The 13,916-nt window shown below is 72.4% G+C and carries 15 protein-coding genes; 13 read left to right on the top strand and 2 right to left on the bottom strand.

The window, feature by feature from the left end; all coding sequences use genetic code 11:
• The first annotated feature begins 16 nt into the window (after window positions 1–16).
• The 5 genes from ACN27J_RS01875 to ACN27J_RS01855 all read left to right on the top strand — a co-directional run bounded on the left by ACN27J_RS01875 (window position 17) and on the right by ACN27J_RS01855 (window position 4,331).
• A complete protein-coding gene (locus tag ACN27J_RS01875; RefSeq protein ID WP_278168558.1) occupies window positions 17–460 on the top strand; it encodes an SRPBCC family protein in 444 nt (147 codons plus the stop codon).
• 125 nt (window positions 461–585) lie between these two features.
• Entirely contained in the window at window positions 586–1,638 is a 1,053-nt protein-coding gene (locus ACN27J_RS01870; RefSeq protein ID WP_421362834.1) for an SDR family oxidoreductase, read from the top strand.
• A 167-nt stretch (window positions 1,639–1,805) separates the two neighbouring features.
• Window positions 1,806–2,279, top strand: a complete 474-nt coding sequence (locus tag ACN27J_RS01865; RefSeq protein WP_421362831.1) for a hypothetical protein — start codon at window positions 1,806–1,808, stop codon at window positions 2,277–2,279.
• On the top strand, window positions 2,276–3,706 hold the full coding sequence (locus tag ACN27J_RS01860; RefSeq protein WP_421362829.1) for a hypothetical protein: 1,431 nt from the start codon (window positions 2,276–2,278) through the stop codon (window positions 3,704–3,706). Before ACN27J_RS01865 ends, ACN27J_RS01860 begins: the two co-directional genes overlap by 4 nt.
• A gap of 139 nt (window positions 3,707–3,845) precedes the next feature.
• Window positions 3,846–4,331 (top strand): hypothetical protein, encoded by a 486-nt coding sequence (locus tag ACN27J_RS01855; protein WP_421362827.1) that lies wholly within the window; start codon window positions 3,846–3,848, stop codon window positions 4,329–4,331.
• 29 nt (window positions 4,332–4,360) lie between these two features.
• Here the strand turns inward: ACN27J_RS01855 and ACN27J_RS01850 are convergent, their stop codons facing one another.
• A complete protein-coding gene (locus tag ACN27J_RS01850) occupies window positions 4,361–5,965 on the bottom strand; it encodes a phytoene desaturase family protein (protein ID WP_421362825.1) in 1,605 nt (534 codons plus the stop codon).
• A 69-nt stretch (window positions 5,966–6,034) separates the two neighbouring features.
• On the opposite strand from ACN27J_RS01850, the gene ACN27J_RS01845 reads away from it, so the two are divergent.
• The 7 genes from ACN27J_RS01845 to ACN27J_RS01815 all read left to right on the top strand — a co-directional run bounded on the left by ACN27J_RS01845 (window position 6,035) and on the right by ACN27J_RS01815 (window position 10,546).
• Window positions 6,035–7,477, top strand: coding sequence for an aldehyde dehydrogenase family protein (locus tag ACN27J_RS01845; protein WP_421362822.1), 1,443 nt, complete (start codon window positions 6,035–6,037; stop codon window positions 7,475–7,477).
• Window positions 7,474–8,412, top strand: coding sequence for a YihY/virulence factor BrkB family protein (locus ACN27J_RS01840; protein ID WP_421362820.1), 939 nt, complete (start codon window positions 7,474–7,476; stop codon window positions 8,410–8,412). The genes ACN27J_RS01845 and ACN27J_RS01840 overlap by 4 nt, the downstream gene beginning before the upstream one ends.
• A gap of 29 nt (window positions 8,413–8,441) precedes the next feature.
• On the top strand, window positions 8,442–8,852 hold the full coding sequence (locus ACN27J_RS01835) for a DUF2795 domain-containing protein (RefSeq protein ID WP_278168550.1): 411 nt from the start codon (window positions 8,442–8,444) through the stop codon (window positions 8,850–8,852).
• Window positions 8,853–8,895: 43 nt separating this feature from the next.
• Entirely contained in the window at window positions 8,896–9,360 is a 465-nt protein-coding gene (locus ACN27J_RS01830) for an SRPBCC family protein (protein WP_278168549.1), read from the top strand.
• A 175-nt stretch (window positions 9,361–9,535) separates the two neighbouring features.
• Window positions 9,536–9,790, top strand: coding sequence for a hypothetical protein (locus ACN27J_RS01825; RefSeq protein ID WP_278168548.1), 255 nt, complete (start codon window positions 9,536–9,538; stop codon window positions 9,788–9,790).
• Window positions 9,791–9,929: 139 nt separating this feature from the next.
• Complete coding sequence (locus ACN27J_RS01820; protein ID WP_278168547.1) at window positions 9,930–10,151, top strand: hypothetical protein; 222 nt, start codon at window positions 9,930–9,932, stop codon at window positions 10,149–10,151.
• A 17-nt stretch (window positions 10,152–10,168) separates the two neighbouring features.
• A complete protein-coding gene (locus tag ACN27J_RS01815) occupies window positions 10,169–10,546 on the top strand; it encodes a DUF6401 family natural product biosynthesis protein (protein WP_421362815.1) in 378 nt (125 codons plus the stop codon).
• A 43-nt stretch (window positions 10,547–10,589) separates the two neighbouring features.
• On the opposite strand, the gene ACN27J_RS01810 is transcribed toward ACN27J_RS01815, so the two are convergent.
• The gene (locus ACN27J_RS01810; RefSeq protein WP_421362812.1) at window positions 10,590–11,477 is read right to left on the bottom strand and encodes a mechanosensitive ion channel family protein; all 888 of its coding nucleotides are present in this window, start codon (window positions 11,475–11,477) and stop codon (window positions 10,590–10,592) included.
• A 144-nt stretch (window positions 11,478–11,621) separates the two neighbouring features.
• Between ACN27J_RS01810 and ACN27J_RS01805 the strand changes: the two genes are divergently transcribed.
• Complete coding sequence (locus ACN27J_RS01805; RefSeq protein ID WP_421362809.1) at window positions 11,622–13,805, top strand: SpoIIE family protein phosphatase; 2,184 nt, start codon at window positions 11,622–11,624, stop codon at window positions 13,803–13,805.
• The last annotated feature ends 111 nt before the right edge of the window (window positions 13,806–13,916 follow it).

Here is a 13,916-nt window from a genome sequence, read left to right as displayed (position 1 = left end):
GGGTACCCGGCTGATCGTGGCTGTCGTGCAGCGGGTGATCCCCGCCCCGCCGGACCAGGTGTTCGCCGTGCTGGCGAACGGCTGGTCGTACAGCGACTGGGTGGTCGGCACCGTGCACATCCGCGACGTCGACGAGCACTGGCCGCAGTCCGGGGCCCGGCTGCACCACACGGCCGGTCCCTGGCCGCTGTCGTTGTCCGACACCTCCACGGTGATCTCCTGCCAGCCGGGCGACGAGCTGACGTTACGGGCCGGGCTGTGGCCGCTCGGCGAGGCGACGATCGTGTTCCGGCTCGCACCGACCCCGGGCAACGGCACCCGGGTCACCATCGCCGAGTCGTTCACCGGAGGGCCGCTGCATTGGATCCGTACGAAGCTCGACGATCTGGTCCTGCACCACCGCAACCGGGAGACGCTGCGCCGGCTGTCCGACATCGCCACCCGGCAGACCGTCGGGTGACGCCGGCACGCCACGGCCGTGGGCCCGACGGACGGGTCCACGGCAGCAGGGCCCAGTCAGGGCAGGCCCTGCCTGGGCAGGTCAGTGGACGGGTGCCGGACGGCACCCGCAGGGAGGTGATCGGGATGAGCCAGACCGTGATGATCACTGGCGCGAGCGCCGGCATCGGACGTGCCACCGCCCAGCGGTACGCGCGCCGCGGCGCCCGGCTCGGGTTGCTCGCCCGAGGAGCGGCCGGCCTGGCCGCAGCCGCCGCACAGTGCCGTGAGCTGGGTGCCGAGGCGGTGGCCACGTACCAGGTGGACGTCGCCGACGCAGCAGGGGTCGACGGGGCCGCTGACGACCTGCACCGGCGCAACGGCGGCCTGGACGTGTGGATCAACAACGCGATGGTGTCGGTCTTCGCCCCGACCTGGGAGATCAGCGCCGACGAGTTCCGACGGGTCACCGAGGTCAACTACCTCGGCACGGTGCACGGCACGCTGGCGGCGCTGCGACAGATGCGCCCGGCCGGAATCGGCACGATCGTGCAGGTCGGGTCGGCGCTGGCGTACCGGGGCATCCCGCTGCAGTCCGCGTACTGCGCCAGCAAGCACGCCATCCAGGGATTCAACGACTCGCTACGGGCCGAACTGCTCCAGGCCAGCCCCGAGATCAAGCTGTCGATGGTCCAGCTGCCGGCGGTGAACACGCCGCAGTTCTCCTGGGTACGCACCCACCTGCCCCGACACCCGCAACCGGTACCGCCGATCTTCCAACCCGAGGTGGCCGCGGCGGCGATCTGCTGGGCCGCCGACAACGGCAAGCGGGAGGTCAACGTCGGTGGCCCCACCCTGCGGGCCCGGCTCGCCGACGTCATCGCCCCCGGGCTGCTCGACCGGCTACTGGCGATCCGGCAGGTCGGCTTCGACTCCCAACAGACCGACGAGGTCATCGACCGGGCCCGCTGGCGGGACAACGTGGACGCCCCGGCCGATGCCGAGGTCGATCACGGCGCGCACGGCGCCTTCGACGACCAGGCACGTCGGCGGTCGCTGGCGTTGTGGGCCGTGACACACAAGCAGACCGCCACCGCCGCGGTCCTGGCCGCCGCGCTCGGCACCGCTCGGGCGATGGTCGGCAACGGGCCGGCCCGGCTGCGGTCAGCGGTCCGTCGACCGGTCGGGCGGGCAGCGTGACTGTCTGACACCACCGCCGCCCGTTGGGCCGCCGGTCGCCGCCGTCGAACCGGCGGCCGTGGCACACAAGGGGGATACAGCCCGCCCGCCCACCGATGCATCATCGATCGCAGAGGACGATCATGGGGCGGCGGCGACCGTCGCGCCCAACCAGGAGGTGGCGGTCGATGACAACCGATTCGAGCTGGGACGACTACCTGACCAGCGACACCAGCGCCGACACCGGCACGACGGATTTCGCGGGTAGCTCGACCACGCTGCCCGAGCCGGTCGCCGGCGCGGTGGAGACCCATCTGGACCAGGCCGTGGCCGACCAGGAGTGGTCGGACTGGCACGCCGACGTAAGCGATTCGTGGAGCCAGTCCGCCGACGGTCACCTACAGGACGCGGCGGACAGCGTCGCCGCCGGCTTCGACCCGACCGCCTCACTCGAGGCGGCCGACCGGCAGTACTCGCTGGCAGCCGACGAGGCCGGTACGGCGAGCGACTACGCGGCCGCGACGGACTACAGCGTCGACGCCGCAGCCGCCGAAATCAGCGCGTACGACAGCACCAGCGGTTACGACACCGGCAGCAGCTTCGACACCGGCAGCAGCTTCGACACCGGCAGCAGCTTCGACACCGGATTCGGCGCGGAATGACCTGGGCAGACAGCAACGGCAGGGCACCGGCCAGCGGCAGCGGCGATGATCGGCAGGCCGGGCAGCTCACCGCCGGAGCGGAGCGGACCGTCAGCGCTCCACTCGCCGTCGTGCGGCAGCATCTTCTCGCCGTCGTACGGAACCTGGGTTTCCAGCTCACCGCCGAGCAGCTCACCGTCATCCAGGCGGTACGCGGTTCCAAGCTCGGTGCGGTCACCTTGCAACCGGCCCGGATGCCGGTGCAGTTGCAGATCGGCCTGGAGGCCGACCCGGCCGCCTGCCGGGTCACCGTCCAGGTGAGCGACCGCTGGCCGGCCAAGGTCGGCCGTAACTGGGGTGCGACCGCTGTCTACCAGGACGTCTTCGGGTCCGTCCTGGCCACCGTCGACGCCGCTCTGGCCCGGCTCGACCCGGCGGCCGCCAGCGGCTTCGCCGGCTGGTGGCGCAACACCGGGACCGGGGACGTCGCCGCCATGCAGAACGCCGCCGGGTGGGCGGCCCAGGCCGGCTCGTTGATCTCCCGCCACACCACCCGGTTCCTCGACGGGTCCGACCCGGCAAAGGGTGCCCCGGTGAGCCGGACCGGGGCGGGCACGTTCACCTTCGTCGCTGCGGATACGGTCGCCGAGGTGCCGACCCAGCTCGCCGACGGGATGCTGACCGTCGGCACCCTGATCACCAGCCGGCCCGGACAGATGCCGGCGAATCTGGTCACCCAGATCCAGGGGCTGGTGTACCGGGTCGAGGAGTACATCGCGGCGGCAGCCGCCCCGGCCGGCGCTTCGACGCCGTTCCGGTTCACCGTGGACCCGGCCGACGTGCCGGTCGTGACGTTCCTGCATCAGCAGGCCCAGCTACGGGAGATGCTGCCGGTTCGGACGCTGTTGATCTGCACGACCTGCAAGCTGGAAAAGATCGTCAACCCCGAACTGGAGCGACTACAGGAACGCAACCGCCGTACCCGCGACCTGGCGACCACGGTGAGCGCGGTGATCAGTCCGTTCGTGCTGGCCGGGCGGCTGGCCCAGACCAAGGGTCCGGCCTTCGCCTGCCCACGCTGCCAGGGTCTGTCAGCCGACGAGTCGGTGGTGACCTTCTGCCGGCAGTGCGGCGACCGGTGTACGGAGTCAGCACTGCGGTCCTGCAACAAGTGCTCGTTCGACTTCCGATCGCTGCTGCCAAAGGCCCCGCTGTGGGTCGCGCCGACCGACGTCGCGCCGACCGGTCGGGACCAGTCCGCCACGCCCGCTGTCACGCCCGCTGTCACACCGGCGACCGAGCCGGCGACACCGCCGACAGCGACAGCGTCACCACCACCACCGACAGCAACGGCGTCACCACCACCACCGGCGACCCGCGCACCGGCAGCTCCGGCACCGACCCCGACACCGGTCGAGGAGTCCTGGCCGCGTCCCCCGGGCCAGTGACCCCGAGGGTTCCAGCCGGAGATCCGACACCCGCCCCGGGGCCTGTCCGCGTCGTGCAGGGCGACCCGCCCGATTACTCTAGGTAGTCAGACGTGGACGGGGTCGGTCGTCGCCGACCGCCCGGCGAGCGGGAGGGCAGATGGCGTACTACCTGGCACCGTCGCTGCGAATACTGCGGAGTGAGATCGACGCCCGGTGGCCGGACCGGGACCGCAGGTCCGACGGCTGGATCGGCGACGCCGCGCACGCGGCCCGGACCTCGGACCACAATCCCAACGCGCGGGGCAGTGTCGACGCGATCGACGTCGACCGTGACGGCATCGACGTACCGACGCTCCTGGCCGCGTTCCAGACCCACCCCGCAGCCCAGTACTGGATCTTCGATCGGCAGATCGCCAACCGGGCCACCGGTTGGAGCCGACGGGCGTACACCGGGAGCAACCCGCACACCGGACATGTCCACCTGTCGATCCGGCAGAGCGCCGCCGCGGAGCAGGACACCACCGGGTGGGGTCTGCTGCCCGGCTCGGTCGGCCCGGTACCGTCGGCGCCGGCCCCATCCGGTCCCCCACCGGTGCCGGCACAACCATCCCGGCGTCGCCGGGCCCGGATGGTCATCGACTGACCGGTCGGCCACTCGATTCGGCCACCGGCTCAGCGGTAGACCGCGCGCTGCGCCGCCGACACCACGGCCCCGTACATCCGCCCGGTGACCGCGCGGTCGCGGGCCAGCGCCGCCCGCGCGGCGTTCGACCCGGGCGCGCCGTGCACCCCGCCGCCGGGGTGCGCCGACGCCGAGGCGAGAAAGAGCCGGTCGACCGGGGTGTCCGCGCGGCCCAGGCCGGGCACCGGCCGGAAGAACAGCTGCTGGTACGCGGCCGAGGTGCCGCCACCGACCGCTCCCCCGACCAGGCTCGGGTTGTGCTCCTGCAGGTCTACCGGACCGGCAACGTCACGGGCCCGGACCAGGGCACCGAAGCCCGGTGCCTGCCGGTGCAGCACCTCCTCCATCCGCGCGACGTGCTCGAGGATCTCCTCGGCGTGCCACGAGGTGCGGTGCGGCAGGTGCGTGTACGCCCACAGCGACTCGGTGCCCGCCGGTGACCGCTGCGGGTCGGCGGTGGTGAGCTGACCGAGCAGCAGGAACGGGTCGCGGGGCACCTCGTCGCAGGCCAGCGCGGCGGCGTACCGGGTCAGTCCGTCCAAATCGGCCCCGAGGTGCACGGTGCCGGCCCCGGCGACCGCCGGATTGCGCCACGGCATCGGGCCGGCGAGCGCCCAGTCGACCTTCACCGTCGACCCGTCCCACCGGAACCGGTGCAGGTCGTCGACCATCCTGGTGGGCAGCCACCGGTCACCGACCAGGTCGAGCAGCAGCGCCGGAGCGGGAACGTCGGCGAGCACCGCCCGCCGGGCCTGCCACAGCCGGCCGTCGACGGTACGCACGCCGACCGCCCGGCTGCGGGCGATCAGCACCCGGCCGGCGGCGGCGCCGGTGACCAACCGCCCGCCCCGGGAACGCAGCCGGCCGACCAGCGCGTCGGTGATCCGTTGCGCGCCGCCCGCCGGCACCGGCCAGCCGATCTCCTGACCGAGCATGGTCAGCAGCCAGCCGTACACGCCGGACGCGACATCGTCGGGGGCCAGGTCGGTGTGCAGCGCGCAACCGGCGAGCAGCGCCGGACCGCCGGCACCGGCGAAGGTCTCCCGGCCGAGCTGGCGGACCGGCAGTAACAGGCGCCGGGCCAGCCGCAGCGATCCGGCGCTCCGGAGCCGGCGCAGCAGCGCGGTGCCGGCCCGCACCGGCGGGAACGGGGTGAACAGCGCGTCGATCAGCGGTGCCGACACGGCCCGCCACTCGGCGTACGCCGACAGCCAGCGTTCGCCGTCGCCGTCGGCGAATGTCTCCAGCGACTCGGCGGTCCGCCGGGGGTCCAGGTTGACCACCGCAGCCCGGTCGTCCGGAAGCAGGTGAGCGAAGACGTCCGGAGCGTGCCGCCAGCGCAGCCCGAACTCGGCCAGCCGCAGCTCCCGCAGCACCGGCGAAGCGAACCCGAGCGGATAGAACGAGCTGTACAGGTCGCTGAGATAGCCGGGAGCGGTCACCTCGGCGGACCGGACCGCGCCGCCCGGCGCCCCGGCCGCCTCCAGCACCAGCACGTCCCAACCTGCGTCGGCGAGCAGGTTGGCGGCGACCAGGCCGTTGTGTCCGGCGCCGATGACGACCGCGTCCGCCGTCTCCACATCCGTGTCTGCCATCTCCGCGCGGCTACCCCGGCCGGGCGCAGCCAAACGTTTACCGGCGCGGCCTTCGGGAACGACTGCCGGATGTACGACGTGGAGCAGTTCATCGACGGCGTGTGGGGGCGGTTCGGCGACGGTGCCGAGATCGTCGTCGAGGACCCTTCCGAGGGCACCCCGGTCAGCCGCAGCCCGGTCGCCACCGAGGCGAACATCGGCACGGCGGTGAAGTCGGCCCGCGAGGCGGCACCGGGGTGGGCTGCGACACCGGCGGCGGAACGGGCCGCGGCGCTGCGGCGAATCGCGGACGCTCTGGCCGCTGCCACCGACCAGGTGGCCGAGGCGCAGAGCGCGGAGATGGGCAAGCCGTTGGCCGGGGCCCGGGCCGGGATCGCCGCTGGCGTGGCGACCCTGCGGCAGTACGCCGAACTGGGTCCGGTGCACCGGGGTCGGGCGCTGGCCGGCGACCCGGCCGCCCTGGATCTGATGGCGTACGTGCCGCGTGGGGTGGTGGCGGTGCTGACACCGTGGAACGACCCGGTGGCGGTGGCTTGCGGGCTGCTCGGCGCGGCACTGGTCACCGGCAACACGGTGGTGCACAAGCCGAGTGAACGCTGCCCGGCGACCGGCGCGCTGCTCGCCCGGATGGTCGCCGACGAGGTTCCCGACGGGGTCTTCGCCCTGCTGACCGGCGACGGGGGCGTCGGTGCCCGGATCGCCGCCTCCGACGGGGTGGACCTGGTCGCCCATGTCGGGTCGACCGACGCCGGGCGGGCGGTCGCCGAGGTGTGCGCCCGAACCGGGGCCAAGGTGCTGCGGGAGAACGGCGGCAGCGACGCGCTGATCGTCGACGAGGGCGTCGATCCGCGGTGGGCCGCGCAGCAGGCGGCGTCCGGTGCGTTGGCCAACTCGGGCCAGGTGTGTGTCAGCGTGGAGCGGATCTACGTGCACAGCACGGTGGCGGAGCCGTTCGTCGAGGAACTCACCGGGCACTGCTCGGGGATGCGGTTGGGGCCGGCCCGTGACCCGTACACCGAGCTGGGTCCGTTGGTGGACCGCCGACACCGCGACCGGGTGCACGCCCAGGTCTCGGCGGCGCTGGCGGCCGGGGCGACGGCGCGGTGCGGCGGCCGGATCCCGGACGGGCCCGGTGCCTTCTACCCGCCGACGGTGCTGACCGGGTGCACCGACGACATGGCGGTGATGCGGCAGGAGACGTTCGGCCCGGTCGCCCCGGTGATGACGGTGGGGTCGTTCGACGAGGCGCTGTCCCGGGCGGCGGCTTCCCCGTACGGTCTGTCGGCGACCGTGCTGACCCGTTCCATGGGCCACGCGCAGCGGGCCTGGCGTGAACTGCCGGTGGGCACCGTGAAGATCAACTCGGTGTTCGGCGGAGCGCCGGGCGGTGCCGCGCACCCCCGGCGCGGCAGCGGGGAGGGCCTCGGATTCGGACCGGAACTGCTCGACGAGATGACCGTCGTCAAGGTGCTGCATCTGCAGGCTCCGGGTGGACCGGACGGCCGTTGGTGAGCAGTCCGGCCCGGCCGGCGCGGTTACGCGAGATCCGGTTGACGACGTGGCGCGCCGTGCTGGTCGGCAGCGGACGCCGGTTCGTCCGGGACAACTGCGTGGACTGGGCCGCCGCGTTGACCTACTACGGGGTGCTCGCGTTGTTCCCCTCGTTGATCGTGGTCGTCGCGCTGGTCGGTCTGGTCTCGGAGGGTGAGCGCACGGTGGACACCGTGGTCGGCCTGGCCGAGGAGCTCGGAGCCGGGGCGGTGGTGGGCGACGAGGGTTTCGTCGACATCATCGACGGGGTGGTCGACCAGCGCAGTTCCGCCGGTGTGCTGCTCAGCTTCGGTCTGGTGGCCGCGCTGTGGTCGGCGTCGGGCTACGTACGGGCGTTCACCCGCGCCGCGAACGCCATCTACGGGGTGGCCGAAGGTCGCCCCTTCTACCGGTTGCAGCCGCAGCAGCTCGGGCTGACCGCCGCCGGGCTGGTACTGCTCGCGCTGGTCGCTGTGATGCTGATTGTCAGCGGCCCGGTCACCGACGCGCTCGGTGACCGACTCGGCCTGGGCCAGGCCCCGCGTACCGCCTGGAGCCTGCTCAAATGGCCGGTGCTGATCGCCATCGTCACGACACTCTTGTCCCTTCTGTACTGGTTCGCCCCCAACGTTCGCCAGCCGAGGCTCCGCTGGCTGGCCGTCGGCGGCGCGGTGACCCTGCTGCTGACGGCGCTGGTTTCCGCCGGATTCGGCACCTACGTCGCGTACTTCGGTTCGTACGACGTGACCTACGGCAGCCTCGGCGCGGTGATCGCGTTCCTGGTCTGGCTCTACCTGACCAACCTGGCGGTGATGCTGGGCGTCGAGATCAATGCGGAGGTGCAGCGCCGCCGGGCCGCCCAGGCCGGCGAGTCGGAACCGGCCGACCCGGTGCTGCCGCCACGTACGCCGGTTTAGCCACGCCGGTCACGGGTAGTCGAACAGCTATGGAACGCGGCAACAGCAAGCACAGTCCCCGGGTGGACGACAGCATGGCTCACGACACCCGTGGGACCACGCAGGGCACCACCGGAGGCCGGGCCGAGGAGTGGCACGAGGCGGAGCCCCCGGGCGAGGACCAGCCGGAGCCGGCCGCGATTCCGGCCGGCGACAACCGCTCCGGTACGCCGCAGGGCATGACCAGCGAGGAGGTTGAGCAGCGGAGCAGGCTGGGCCGCTACATCAACCTCTCGGCGCTGCCCGGGGACCGCAGCACGCTGCGCAACAGCGCGCTGGAGAACGAGGCACCCGACGACGTGCTCGACGAGATCGATCAGCTGCCGCCGGGTCGCACGTTCCAGACGGTGTCCGAGGTGTGGGCCGAGCTCGGCCATGCCAACGAGACGACCCGCTGGTGACCGCGCCGCCTGCGGCCCAGCGGGATTCAAGGAGGGACTTCAGATGGGAGCAGTGACCGAGTACGTCGACGTCGCGGTGCCGGTACGCGCCGCGTACAACCAGTGGACGCAGTTCGAGGAGTTCCCCCAGTTCATGGAGGGTGTCTCCGAGGTGACCCAGGTGTCTGACACGTTGACGCACTGGACGACCGAGATCGCCGGGGTGTCGCGCGAGTTCGACGCGAAGATCACCGAGCAGATTCCCGACGAGCGGGTCGCCTGGACCGCGACCGGTGGGGTGAAGCAGGCCGGTGTGATCACCTTCCACCGCCTGGACGACGCCCACACCCGGGTGACCGCACAGATGGAGTTCGACCCGGAGGGGGCGGCGGAGCAGGCCGGCGACAAGCTCGGCATCGTGGACCGCCGGGTCAAGGGCGACATGAAGCGCTTCAAGGACTTCATCGAGAGCCGGCACGGCGTGGAGACCGGTGCCTGGCGTGGCGAGGTCCCCCGGCCGCAACCGTGACAGTTCAACCGACCACCGAACCTCAAACAGCGCCCGCCGGCCGGCGGTGAATCCTCCCGAGCCGGCCGACCGGTGGGCCTGACGGCGGGGCGGGTGGGCCGAAACCGGCCCACCCGCCCCGGCCGCGTCCGCCGGCCCCTGTTTGGCGACAGCCCGGCCGGGTAACCCGAGCGACATGACTAATTCCGCAGACGACGTCTGGCGCGACGAGGACCGGCTGCCGGTCCGTGAACTGGAGCGGGCTGTCGCCGCACCGGCGGGCGACGGTGAGGTCGACGACATGACCGGCAACGACGCCGCGGCCGAGGAGGAGTTCGGCCACGGCGCGGAAGCGGTGGACCGTACCGCAGGCCGCCCGGGCGGACCGGCGACGACGGACCCCGAGCGGCCGTACCGGCCGTCGACCACCGGCCGAACCGGTCCGCACTGACGGTCCCCGGAACGACAGGTACGGACGACGGCCACGGCTGGTCGCTGAGTGCGGCCGGACCGGGTCGCTGACGCATCGGTCAGCCATCCTCGGCCGATCGGCTGACGGCGGTGGGAATCATCCGAGCGAGACTTTTCGGATGCGCCCCACCGCCCCCGGATTCCTCACGCCGCGCCAGCGACGCTGGGCCTGGCTCGGCTTCCTGCTGACCGCGATCCAGGCGCCGGTCTCCGCCTACCTGCTGCCGGACGGCTCCTGGTTGTTCAGCGTCTGCGTGGCGCTGATGGTCGCCACGGTGATCATCGCCGACGACGCAGCCCGCCGCCGCCCGGCCCCGGCCGACAACCGACGCGTCGAGTAGCCGGGCGGGCACAGTACATGAGTCCATTTCCCGCTGCCCCGCACGGCCTGCTGGCCGCCCCGGCCGCCCGAAGGGCGGCGCAGACCTCGTTGGCCGATTTGCACGCCTCGCTCGGTGCGGCCGGCCTGGCCGCCGCCGCGGTCCTGCCCGGCCTGCTGGCCGAGCTGGATCAGCACGCCGCTGCGGTCCGGGACCGGCTGTTCGCGGATCTGCGTCCGCTCAGCCCGGTGACGTTGGCCCGGTACGCCGACGGGGTGCGCGACGCGGCCGCCGAGGCCGGCTGGCGCCCCCGGGTGGTCGGGCCGACCACCCAGTGGACGACGGTCGACTGGGTGACGTTGCGGCTGGTCGCCGTCTGCCAGCTGGCCGGGATCAGCGGCGCGGCCCCGCGCTGACCCCGGCCCCGTACTGGCGGCTTCCTCGACCCGCCCGGACGGATCAGCCGCGGGAGGTCCCGCCCGGTCCGGTCATGCCCCCCGGCCGGTTGGCACCCGGCCCGGCCGTGCCCCGGCCGCTGGCCGCCTCACGACCACCGGACATCGCCGGTGCCTGCTGGGTCTGCGGGATCACCTGCGTCGGTTCGTTCATCCGGCCGCCGGCGTCGTCCCGGCCGGCCTGGTACGCCTGGGCACTGTCCCGCACCGCCTGCGATTCCTCCGCCATCCGGGTGAGCCAGCCCTCCCACCGTTGCTGCATGGGTCGGACCAGGCCACCGCCGACCCCGACGATCAGCACGCCGGCGATGGTGGCGAGCACCGCGATCAGCACCGGGGTGGTGACCGTGGTGGCGATGCCGACCTGGTTCAGCGCGGCGATGACGCCGAGCGCGACGATGAACACCGACGCGGCGGTGGCCAGCAGGCGGCCGTAGGAGAGCCCACCGAGCGCGCCCGACACCAGGTCACGTACCGCGGTTGCGATGGCGGCGGCGACGACCACGATGACGATCGCGACGAACGCCCGCGGCAGCCACGCCACGACCGCGCTGATCAGGTCGCTGATCGGGTTCGGTCCCCAGACTCCGAACGCGAACTGCAGGGTGAACAGCAGCACCGCGTAGTACGCCAACCGGGCCAGGATGTCACTGGCGTCGTACCGGGTCCGTTCCAGGGCCTTGCCGATGCCGCCGCGCTCCACCGCCCGGTCGAACCCGACCCGTTCGAGCGCCTTGTCGACGCCCTTCAGCACTGCCCGTGCGATCAACCATCCGACCACCAGAATCGCGATGAACGCGATGGCCCGGGGCACGAAAAGTATCACGGACCGCCACATGTCAGTCAGCGCGTTGCCGATGTCGACCTGCGCCGACGCGTACGTCGAGGACATCCGGTCCCCCCTTTCCGGCTCATCTACCGATGCGTCGCCTCGTTGTCGTACGGACGCGCTGCATCGCCTACCGCCGGCCCGCATACCCACCTAGCGCCGGTCCACGCCACCCGCCGACAGCAGCCCCCGGATAGGCTGCCACCCATGGCAGGCACCGCCGGGCAGACCCGGGACACCCCGTCGGGGGTGCCGGCTGCGCGTTCAGCCACCCCGGCCGGCACCAACCCGGACAGCGCCGTACCGGCCGGCACCACCTCGGACAGCGTCGTACCAGCCGGACTCGTCGACCGGCACGACTGGGCGGGCACGCCGCTCGGCCCGCTGAGTGGTTGGGATCCGGCGGTACGGGCAGCGGTCGAGCTGGTGCTCGCTTCACCGGTGCCGATGGCCCTGGTCTACGGCGACGACTTCCTGATGATCTACAACGACGCCTACGCGGAGCTGCTCGGTGCCAAGCACCCGGAGGCGTTCGCCCAGCCCGCGGCTGCGGTGTTCGCCGACGCGTGGCACCGGCCGGGCGTCGGCGACGTGGTCGAACGGGTCTACCGCACCGGCGAGCCGTTCCTCGAGTCGGAGGCCGTGGCGCCGTTCGGTACCGGTGAGTCAGGCCCGTTCGGCGGCACGGCCTTCACCCGTGGCTACTCCGCGGTGCGGGACAGCGACGGGCGGATCGTCGGAATGCTCTCGGTCGCGACCGAGACCGGCACCATCACCCACCGGCTGCAGAGCCTCAGCGAGCTGACCTCGGCGTTGGCCGGCACGCTCACCCTCGACGACGTCGCCCGAGTCGCGCTGCGGTACGGACTGGCCTCGCTCGACGTCGACCAGGTGGCGCTCGGCATCGACGACGGCGGCGGATGGCGGGTGGTCCGCCGGGTCCGCGGTGAACTGCTCGACGAAGCCGACGAGCGACTGCCGCCGGTGTGGCGCCGGATCCCCCGGGACGCTCCCACCCCGTTGGCCACCGTCGCCGGCACCGGTGTCCCCCGGTTCGCCGGGGAGGGCCGGCCGCTCGCCCGGTACGCCACGGACCGGCACGACGAGCTGGTGACGGCGCTCGCCGCCCTACCGCTGCGGGCCGGATCGCTCCGCGGTGGGATCACCTTCGGGTACCGCGAGCCACATTCGTGGGCGCCGGCTGAACGGGCGCTGCTTTCGGCGGTCGCCGAGCTGGTCACTCAGGCGGCCGAGCGGGCCCGGCGGTTCGAGACCCAGCATGGTACGGCTCAACTGCTGCAGCGCAGCATGCTGCCGGAGCAACTGCCGGATCTGCCGCTGCTGCGGTTGGCCGCACGCTACGACCCGGGGGTGGACGGCAATTCGGCCGGCGGGGACTTCTACGACGCGTTCCGGCTGCCCGATGGCGGGCTGGCCGTGGTGCTCGGCGATGTCGTCGGGCACGATGTGCGGGCAGCGGCGCTGATGGGCCAGGTCCGGGCCGCGCTGCGCGGGCTCGCGCTGGCCGACCCGGAGCCGACGGCGGTGCTGAACGGGCTGGACCGGCTGGTGCACAGCCTGGGCGCGGAGAGCCGGAACGAGGAGCTGTTCGTGACCGTGCTGTACGGGATGCTGGATCCGGCGACCGGCGGGTTGACGGTGGCCAGCGCTGGTCATCCCGCTCCGCTGATCCGACGCTGGTCGTCGACCACGGCGAGCGCCGAGTTCGTCCCGGTGCCGCCCGGGCCGCCGCTTGGTCTGGCCGGGCCACGGCGGCCGACCCGGGTCGAGCTGCGCCCCGGCGACACGCTGCTGATGTTCAGTGACGGCGTGGTGGAACGACGCGGTCAGGATCTCGGCATCGGGATGTCAGCTCTGGCCGCAGCCGTCGCCGAGACCAGCACCAGCGATCCACGCAACCTCTGCGCGGTGGCCAGTGCGGCGGTGCCGGGCACCACTGACGACGACGTGGCGGTGCTCGCGGTGGAGCACGCGGCCGCGCCGAGCCGGTCGGCGGGGCTGCTGGTTCCTGCCGAGCCGATCGCACCGAGCCGGGTGCGGCACTGGTTGGCCGACCAGCTGGCCGGGTGGCAGGTTCCGGAATCGGTGATCGGTCCGGCGGTGCTCTGTGCCAGCGAACTGACCACGAACGCCCTGCTGCATGCCGGCACCGAGGCGCGGGTGGAGATCGATCTCAGTCAGGAGCGACTACTCGTCTCGGTAGCTGACAGTGGCACCCGGGGCACGGCCAGTCGGGCACATGTCGACACGTTGAGTAGCCGTGGCCGGGGTCTGGGTCTGATCGAGCAGTTGAGCGACACCTGGGGCACCGACCCCTCGGTACGCGGTTCAACCGTGTGGTTCGAGATCATGTTGCCAATCAACTCGTAACCCCTATGTTTACCCATAGTGATCTCAATTGGGCCATTCGGCCGAGTCGCGGCAGGCGTCTCCGTGGCGTACGGTAACTGACTACGCCAATAGGATAAACGACGCGAAGAG

The organism is Solwaraspora sp. WMMB762, from assembly GCF_049179115.1.
In the GTDB taxonomy this organism is placed as follows: Bacteria; Actinomycetota; Actinomycetes; order Mycobacteriales; family Micromonosporaceae; genus Micromonospora_E.
The sequence above is the reverse complement of the archived record's forward strand: the minus strand, read 5'-3'. Positions and strand labels throughout refer to the sequence as shown.

What these genes read in the sequence shown, in the direction of transcription:
- ACN27J_RS01835 (WP_278168550.1), top strand. Translation starts at nt 8,442, where the DNA reads ATGGAACGCGGCAACAGCAAGCACAGTCCCCGGGTGGACGACAGCATG.
- ACN27J_RS01865 (WP_421362831.1), top strand. Translation starts at nt 1,806, where the DNA reads ATGACAACCGATTCGAGCTGGGACGACTACCTGACCAGCGACACCAGC.
- ACN27J_RS01870 (WP_421362834.1), top strand. Translation starts at nt 586, where the DNA reads ATGAGCCAGACCGTGATGATCACTGGCGCGAGCGCCGGCATCGGACGT.
- ACN27J_RS01855 (WP_421362827.1), top strand. Translation starts at nt 3,846, where the DNA reads ATGGCGTACTACCTGGCACCGTCGCTGCGAATACTGCGGAGTGAGATC.
- ACN27J_RS01820 (WP_278168547.1), top strand. Translation starts at nt 9,930, where the DNA reads ATGCGCCCCACCGCCCCCGGATTCCTCACGCCGCGCCAGCGACGCTGG.
- ACN27J_RS01825 (WP_278168548.1), top strand. Translation starts at nt 9,536, where the DNA reads ATGACTAATTCCGCAGACGACGTCTGGCGCGACGAGGACCGGCTGCCG.
- ACN27J_RS01815 (WP_421362815.1), top strand. Translation starts at nt 10,169, where the DNA reads ATGAGTCCATTTCCCGCTGCCCCGCACGGCCTGCTGGCCGCCCCGGCC.
- ACN27J_RS01830 (WP_278168549.1), top strand. Translation starts at nt 8,896, where the DNA reads ATGGGAGCAGTGACCGAGTACGTCGACGTCGCGGTGCCGGTACGCGCC.
- ACN27J_RS01845 (WP_421362822.1), top strand. Translation starts at nt 6,035, where the DNA reads ATGTACGACGTGGAGCAGTTCATCGACGGCGTGTGGGGGCGGTTCGGC.
- ACN27J_RS01810 (WP_421362812.1), bottom strand. Translation starts at nt 11,477, where the DNA reads ATGTCCTCGACGTACGCGTCGGCGCAGGTCGACATCGGCAACGCGCTG.
- ACN27J_RS01860 (WP_421362829.1), top strand. Translation starts at nt 2,276, where the DNA reads ATGACCTGGGCAGACAGCAACGGCAGGGCACCGGCCAGCGGCAGCGGC.
- ACN27J_RS01850 (WP_421362825.1), bottom strand. Translation starts at nt 5,965, where the DNA reads ATGGCAGACACGGATGTGGAGACGGCGGACGCGGTCGTCATCGGCGCC.
- ACN27J_RS01805 (WP_421362809.1), top strand. Translation starts at nt 11,622, where the DNA reads ATGGCAGGCACCGCCGGGCAGACCCGGGACACCCCGTCGGGGGTGCCG.